General features: G+C 69.6%; 3 protein-coding genes. All 3 read left to right on the top strand.

Annotated features, from left to right (window positions below):
* Positions 1 to 246: hypothetical protein (locus FV228_RS33840; protein ID WP_210247831.1), on the top strand; the 246-nt coding region annotated here is incomplete at its 5' end.
* 190 nt (positions 247 to 436) lie between these two features.
* A complete protein-coding gene (locus FV228_RS28760; RefSeq protein ID WP_147857590.1) occupies positions 437 to 1147 on the top strand; it encodes a histidine phosphotransferase family protein in 711 nt (236 codons plus the stop codon).
* Positions 1148 to 1250: 103 nt separating this feature from the next.
* A partial coding sequence (locus tag FV228_RS28755) for an Hpt domain-containing protein (protein WP_187277955.1) occupies positions 1251 to 1752 on the top strand: 502 nt, incomplete at its 3' end.

Genomic DNA, 1752 nt, shown 5'->3' with positions numbered 1-1752 from the left:
CCCGGATCCGGCCCCGGGGCGTGCCGGGGCATGCCCCGGCGATGGAGCGTCCGCTTCGACCGGTGGTCTCGCGTCTCACGCCGATCCTCCCTGTCGCGCGCCGCCCCCGATCGCGCCGGGCTTCCGGGACGACGCACGATCCGCGTCGCCCTCGGCACGATGGCCGGCATCCTAACCGATCCGGGCACGGCCGGCACCGGGGCTTTCCCGGCGACCCGCCGCGTTGCCCGCCGAACCGCCCGGTAACGCTTTTCAAAGGCGACCGTGGCGTTTATCCGTGCGGACCGGTCCATCGCCCCCGGCCCGGCCGCCGGGCCGCGCGGCGAGTTTCGCGGGGACTCGACCGCCAACCGGGCGGCCAAGGATCGGCGGTTCCGACGCGACGGGCCGGCCCGCAGATTATTCGCCCCCCAGATCCGCCCGCCCGGAGCGCAGCATGTCCTCCCCGAACGCACCCCGCCTGACTCTCGACGGCCTCGACCTCGCCGCCCTGCTCTGCTCCCGCGTCTGCCACGACGTGATCAGCCCCGTCGGCGCGATCGTGAACGGGCTGGAGGTGCTGGAGGACGACGATGACGAATCGATGCGGGTCTTCGCCCTCGAACTGATCGGCAAGAGCGCCCGGCAGGCCTCGGCCCGGTTGAAATTCGCCCGGATCGCCTTCGGGGCGGCCGGCTCCGCCGGCGCCTCGATCGACCTCGCCGACGCCGAGAACGTGGCCAAGGGCATGTTCAGCGACGAGAAGACCAAGCTGGCCTGGAGCGCGCCGCAGGCCCTGTTCCCCAAGAACAAGGTCAAGCTGCTCCTGAACCTCGTGATGATCGCCACCTCGGCGATCCCGCGGGGCGGCCTGATCGACGTCACCGTCTCCGGCGACGGCGAGGCGCCGACCCTCGTGCTCACCGCCAAGGGCTCGCATGCCCGCATCCCGCCCCATGTCGAGGAGCTGATGGCCGGCAGCCCGGAGAGCGGCACCGTCGACGCCCACGCCATCCTGCCGTTCTATGCCGGCCTCGTGGCGCAGGCCGCCGCCATGGATGTGCGATTCGCCATCGAAGGTGATGAAGTGACGATCACGGCCTCGCCGACAGTGATCGCAACACCCGCGGAGGCCGGTGAGGAAGATTCCGGCACGGCGCTCGCCTAAAAAACTGGAAAACCACGGGGTGGGGAGGGGATTGAAACGCTTCCCTAACCCCGCGCGAGTAAGTACGTTACGCGAGAGCCTCTTCGTGTAACGAGTATCGCCGATGGACGACCTGCTTCGTGAGTTCCTGACCGAGAGCGGGGAGCACCTCGACACGGTCGATGCTGAATTGGTTCGGTTCGAGCAGGATCCGAATAATCAGACGATACTGCGGAATATCTTTCGACTCGTCCACACGATCAAAGGAACCTGCGGGTTTCTCGGCCTTCCGCGCCTCGAGGCCTTGGCGCACGCCGCCGAGACCTTGATGGGCCGTTTCCGGGACGGCCTGCCCGCCACCTCCGAATCGGTCACGGTGATTCTCTCGACCCTGGACCGGCTGAAGGCGATCCTGGCCGACCTGGAAGCCACCGGCACCGAGCCGGCGGGCTCCGACGACGACCTGATCTCCGAGCTGGAGCGCATGGCCTCGGACGAGCCGGAGGCCCAGGCGGCACCGGCCCCCGCGCCCGAGCCAGTGCTGCCGGATCCGGTCTCCCGCGAGCCGAAGCCGGGCGAGGTGACCCTGGACGAGCTGGAGGCGGCCTTCCTGGCAGCCCCGGGCC

This window comes from Methylobacterium sp. WL18, assembly GCF_008040015.1.
GTDB lineage: Bacteria > Pseudomonadota > Alphaproteobacteria > Rhizobiales > Beijerinckiaceae > Methylobacterium > Methylobacterium mesophilicum.
This window is presented reverse-complemented; position numbering and strand designations above follow the sequence as displayed.